Raw genomic sequence first — 4,869 nt, forward strand, 5'->3', positions numbered from 1 at the left:
CATTCAGGCCAATGGCGTTCACAGCAACGTAGGCCATATCGTGCAATACAAGGATGGAAAGCTGACCGTAGTGTCAGACTAGAAGATCTACAAATTGTAGTCAAGCACTATTCGAAGGGGGCATCCCAATGGGATGCCCCCTTCGAAATGGGACCAGCATCGGGATAGGCTGAGTGACAACAGCATCTGACCACACCTTGGCAGACCCCTTCATAGTTTCCTATGTGGGTCCAAGGTCAAAGCTAACTGATTTGTGCCGCGTAATCCCCCTTTGGGCTCATCTTGCATTGGAAGAGATTCCGTCTCGACAAAGAGGGGCTACATATTTCTGTAGAAAGAGAGGTCTGTTTTGCCAATTATGAAACCAGACTGCATTCTTGAAGTACAAAATCTCACCAAAAACTTTGGTGGCTTAAGAGCTGTAGACGACCTGAGTTTTGACATATGCCACCAGGAGATATTGGGCTTGATCGGCCCGAACGGTTCAGGCAAGACCACCACTATTAACATCTTGGCAGGGACTCATAAACCATCAGCTGGCCAGATACTCTTTAGAGACACTCCTATACAAGGATTTCCCCCATGGAAGATTGCCATGATGGGTATTGCGCGGACCTTTCAACAGACACAGTCTTTCGTATCGGCTACCACTCTGGAGAGCGTGGTATACGGTTGCCACGTACGTGAGAGAAGCGGCATCATAGCCAGCCAGTTATTGCGGAGAAAAGTGAACAGGGAGCTAAAGGCTTCTCAGGCTAAAGCCATGGGAATACTGGAGACGTTGGGGCTCACAGAATATACAACCAGACCAGCGGCCAGCTTGCCTCCGGGAGCGCAGAGGATACTGGCTATCGCCATGTGTCTTGCCGGCAACCCCAAGCTTTTGCTTCTGGATGAGCCGGTATGCGGTCTAAGCGCTGAGGAAAGCAACAAAGTCGTTGGCGTGATTCGGAAGCTGAGAGATCAGGGACTGACCGTGTTGGTTATCGACCATGATATGCGGGTGATGATGAACATCTGCGACCGCCTGGTAGTCATAGACCGCGGTAGCAAAATCGCTGAAGGTGTTCCAAAAGAAATACAAGCCAATGAACAGGTGTTGAGGCCTACTTGGGTCGTCGCGGGGGCACTCAGAAGAACAACACGAACTGTGCTCAAGATAGAGAGCCTGTAAGTCTGTTACGGGCCGCTAAGTAGAAATTTTACTAAACACCCCCGCAATGATATGATAATTGCGGGCAAGGGTATATCAAGAAACGCAGAGAGAATAGTGGGACTGTTGGCAGTGAGTCCAGGATGTGACCCTCAGACGGGCAAATACAAGCAACGGTGGCAAATGGTCGAGGGCATCAAGAAAGATCCTCTCAGGATGAGCCGCTATGGCCCAAAAACTGGCCAAGTTTTGACGCTGCAACTGGTACCATGACCGGGTGAACCTCAATACTGAGGTTCACATAGGAGCACACGTCGCCGGGGCAACTATGGCAAAGTGTCAATTGCTGTACACAGGCGGTCCTTTGATCAACGTGGAGCATTCTTCTTGATTGAAAGAGGTCGTGGCAATGGGTGTTGGGTAGAGTGCCTGCTATTCTTGGTCCAACAGACCGGCGTCTCTCATCGCTTGCAGGGCTTCTTGGTATTCCTGCTTACCACTCAACATGATCGACCGCTGACGTCTCCGTCCGTTCTCCATAAAATTGACTGCAATATAGCCACGCGTGAGGGGAAGTGGAGGGTGAGCTTCAATTGACAGAATGTCTGATCGTTCGATAACAGCCGCTGCTGAGTCACGGCGGCTAGAGAATACATTCCAGATGAGAAAGATTCCGATGAGACTGAATACGCATCCCATCGCTATGTCTTCTTGAGTAAGCAGCCATCCACCGATGATCACCGCTGCTATTCCTGAAAATGCGTATATGACAATCCTACGCTGGGTGATCTTGCCATTGACGCCATTGCTTGCTCTGCCAGCGGGCTCATGGCGTTCCAATAGCAACTTGTCCGGGGTGATGATACAGGTTCCGGTATCTGTCTTAAAGCTGAATTCCTTTGGTCTTCCCATGTGATTCTCGATGTCCTAAAAACTTCCGGAAGCAAAACTACCCTCAACGAACAGGACGCACTTGAGGTGGGGTTACCCTATGACCTCCTGGACGTTTACACCTCTCATTTGTTCTTTTCGATCAAAACTGCTGTTCCGTAACACAAGACTTCTGATACACCTCCCATCACTTGAGATGCATCGTATCGAACCCCGACGACAGCATTGGCGCCCTTCTCTTTTGCATGTTGAAGCATCATGGCAAAGGCGTCTCCCCTTGATTTCTCACACAACCCCGTAAATAAAGTGATGTTTCCACCGACAAGTGTTTGGAGTGAAGCCCCAATCATCCCAAAGATTTCCCGAAGGATGTCAGTCTCCTCCATCCAGTTAGGACTGCTCTATGAGACTCTAACTGGCAACACGTCTGCTATCTATCATATAATAGACCCGTGACTTTAGAATACTACGAAGATATCAAGCTCCACGAAAGATACAGGTCTAGGGGATACCTGTTGACCGAACAGAAGATTGTCGCGTTTGGCACGGAATGGGACCCGGACCCGCTTCATATAGATTCCGAATTCGCCGGGACATCCACGTATGGGGGGTTAATTGCCCCAGGGGCCCTCCTTATAGCAATTTTCGTAAAGCTGATAAGAGAGCGAGAGTCGAACATGGCCCACAATGTGGTGTTAGGCTGGGACGAAGTTCGGTTCCTGCTTCCCGGTCGGCCAGGTGATACCTTGGTAGCTGAGATGGAGGTAACTTCGAAGCGGGAATCAAAAAGTGACCCGAGTGTTGGCATTGCCTTTTCCATCATGAGGTTGCTTAATCAACGAGATGAACCGGTAATTACATTCAAAGCCGCTGGGCTTATAGGAAGACGTCCCAAAACCTAGTGTCCTGTTTGATCAAGAAGCTTAGTTGTTAGACATTTCGGATGATGAGGCCCGCTAACAATTCGGTGGAGCGCGACCCCAAGAGCGTCCATTTTTAAGTCAAACGGGTCAAGCATCCAGGGGCTGGTCAAAAACGAAGGCTGGCAGGCATAAACTCTGGCGGCGGCTGAATTCGGACGTTGGGCTGCACTTTTATTAGCCTGATTTTCGCAAGAAAGCTCTCATTGAATTATGGAAGAATCCCTCACAATAGAATTCACGCCAACGAAACAGGAGTATGTGAGGTCAGTTAATCTCAGCATTGCTGGTGGAGGATTTTAAATGACTATCATCTCAAGAATGGGGTTAGAGGGTAAAACCGTTGTTGTTGTGGGGGGTGGGGGTATCGATAATCAGGGTATTGGACCGAGCACGTGTCGGCTTTTTGCCCACGCCGGGGCCAATATCGTCGCTGTCGATCTGAAGGCAGACAGGGCCGAGGCGATTGCGGCAGAGATCAAGGGTACAGGCAATCCAGCCATCGCAATAGAGGCAAATATCTTGAACGAGGATGATATCAACAGGGTGGTTGAAGCCGCCGTAGCCGAGTTCGGCAGTGTTGATGTGCTGGTGACCGTAGTGGGCAGGCCGCTGTTTGTTCCCGCCCTGGAAATGAACCGGGCTCAATGGGATGAGGAAATGGCCATCAATCTGACCTATTTCTGGCTTTGCAGCAAGGCTGTTGCCAAGACGATGATCAAGCAGGGTCGAAAAGGCAGTATCGTCAGTGTTTCATCGGCAGGCGGTATGAATGCCGATACCAATCACTTTGCCTATGGAACCGCGAAAGCGGGGCTGATCGGTCTGACCAAGACCCTGGCAGTGGAATGGGCTCCCCACAACATCAGAGTTAACTCTGTGTCGCCGGGATGGACCAGCACGCCTAAGGGCCGCACGAGTGCTCCAAAAGCAGCCTAAATTGGGGGATCGACTCAGACGATCCATTCCGCTGGGGCGGACCGCTACACCCGACGATATTGCCGGGGCCATCCTGTGGCTGGCGTCTGACCTTGCCGGCTATGTGACCGGTCATACCATCCCGGTGGATGGCGGATTGCTGCTCAACAATATATCGGCATTGCGCATCACCGAGGACTAAGTTCGTGGATAAGTCACTCCTCTGATACCTGTTACATTGTTTATGAGAGGTGGTAAAGACCAAGTGAAAAAAGCAGAGCCAGTGAAACCACAGGGAGTAAATCGAGTCGTCATCGCCGTTTGGGATATGGAGAAAAGCAAAAAGCTATACTCTGATCTTCTTGGGGCAACGTTTCACGACAGCGTTGCCGAGGAAGCAGCTGAACTCGGTTTGTCGGTCTCCATAAGCTGGGATGCCGGTATCGAACTGGTCAGTCCCCTTCCCGACTGCGACAGCAAGGTGAAGCGGACTCTCGAAAAGCGTGGCGAGGGCCTGATCGGGGCGGTCTGGGTGGTGGATGATATCGAAAAGGCGCGGGCGACAGCCGAGGGACTGGGCATCCCGATCTGGTACACCGTGGACTATTCGCAGGATCAGATCAACAAATATCAGCAAGGAAGGTTCAGCAAGTTCAAAGAATATATGCTTGATCCTCGCACTACGTATGGCGTGGAAACCATTATCGGGCAAATCGAGCCTAAGAGTTAAGAGGAATTATACATGAATAAACTTCCCACGACCTTACGGTCGGGGTATTAAGTTAGGAACTATAAAGCAGCAGACGGAGGTTCGATAAATCCTCATTAGTCCCCTTCTTATCGGGGAAAACGGGGGTACGGAAATCGAGAAGGTGGAGGTCGACCTCCACTGACTTTCTGTCGCCGGGGTCATCGAAGCGGTCGACCACACCGGAGCGATTTGCTTTATAAGCCAGTTTCTTGGGAAACGGCGGCAGATTATACTGG

At 50.7% G+C, this 4,869-nt stretch carries 7 protein-coding genes and 1 pseudogene; 5 read left to right on the forward strand and 3 right to left on the reverse strand.

Annotation, left to right across the window (positions count from 1 at the left end):
* The first annotated feature begins 358 nt into the window (after window positions 1-358).
* Window positions 359-1,174 (forward strand): ABC transporter ATP-binding protein, encoded by an 816-nt coding sequence (locus tag PHV74_14930; GenBank protein ID MDD5095650.1) that lies wholly within the window; start codon window positions 359-361, stop codon window positions 1,172-1,174.
* A 411-nt stretch (window positions 1,175-1,585) separates the two neighbouring features.
* Here PHV74_14930 and PHV74_14935 read toward each other — a convergent pair whose 3' ends face one another.
* On the reverse strand, window positions 1,586-2,065 hold the full coding sequence (locus PHV74_14935) for a hypothetical protein (protein ID MDD5095651.1): 480 nt from the start codon (window positions 2,063-2,065) through the stop codon (window positions 1,586-1,588).
* 104 nt (window positions 2,066-2,169) lie between these two features.
* Window positions 2,170-2,409: pseudogene (locus PHV74_14940) on the reverse strand (heavy metal-binding domain-containing protein).
* Between the two features lie 87 nt (window positions 2,410-2,496).
* Here PHV74_14940 and PHV74_14945 point away from each other — a divergent pair.
* From PHV74_14945 to PHV74_14960, 4 genes are all read left to right on the forward strand, one after another.
* The gene (locus PHV74_14945; protein ID MDD5095652.1) at window positions 2,497-2,946 is read left to right on the forward strand and encodes a MaoC/PaaZ C-terminal domain-containing protein; all 450 of its coding nucleotides are present in this window, start codon (window positions 2,497-2,499) and stop codon (window positions 2,944-2,946) included.
* Between the two features lie 321 nt (window positions 2,947-3,267).
* Entirely contained in the window at window positions 3,268-3,903 is a 636-nt protein-coding gene (locus PHV74_14950; GenBank protein MDD5095653.1) for an SDR family oxidoreductase, read from the forward strand.
* A gap of 1 nt (window position 3,904) precedes the next feature.
* Entirely contained in the window at window positions 3,905-4,084 is a 180-nt protein-coding gene (locus PHV74_14955) for an SDR family oxidoreductase (GenBank protein MDD5095654.1), read from the forward strand.
* A gap of 63 nt (window positions 4,085-4,147) precedes the next feature.
* Window positions 4,148-4,612 carry a VOC family protein gene (locus PHV74_14960; protein ID MDD5095655.1) on the forward strand — a complete coding sequence of 155 codons (465 nt, stop codon included), beginning with the start codon at window positions 4,148-4,150 and terminating at the stop codon, window positions 4,610-4,612.
* Window positions 4,613-4,664: 52 nt separating this feature from the next.
* On the opposite strand, the gene PHV74_14965 is transcribed toward PHV74_14960, so the two are convergent.
* The coding region (locus PHV74_14965; protein ID MDD5095656.1) for a hypothetical protein at window positions 4,665-4,869 on the reverse strand (205 nt) is incomplete at its 5' end.

The organism is Dehalococcoidia bacterium (assembly GCA_028711995.1).
In the GTDB taxonomy this organism is placed as follows: domain Bacteria; phylum Chloroflexota; class Dehalococcoidia; order SZUA-161; family SpSt-899; genus JAQTRE01.